This window comes from Pantoea sp. SIMBA_079, from assembly GCF_046940275.1.
GTDB classification, from domain to species: domain Bacteria; phylum Pseudomonadota; class Gammaproteobacteria; order Enterobacterales; family Enterobacteriaceae; genus Pantoea; species Pantoea borealis.
The window spans coordinates 1-233 of record NZ_JAWRYR010000967.1; the positions used below are offsets into that span (position 1 = coordinate 1).

General features: G+C 52.4%; 1 protein-coding gene. It reads left to right on the top strand.

From position 1 onward, the window contains the following. Positions 1–233 (top strand): BCCT family transporter (locus SB719_RS22815; RefSeq protein ID WP_412160134.1); only part of this gene is annotated, 233 nt, incomplete at both ends.

Consider the following 233-nt stretch of genomic DNA (forward strand, 5'->3'; position numbering starts at 1 on the left):
GTTCAAAGATGGTGCCTCGCTGGATGGTCGCGTGTTTTGGCCGTCGATTGCAGTGATACTCGGTGTCACGATCCCCCTCATCGCATTTCCCGAGGCAGGGAGTGCGGTGATAAACCAGATGTTTTCGTTTGCGACCGGGAAGTTTGGATGGCTTTATCTGATTGCGGGCTTGATAACTGTACTATTCCTCCTGTGGATGGCGTTCGGACCTTACGGTAATATTCGTCTAGGCC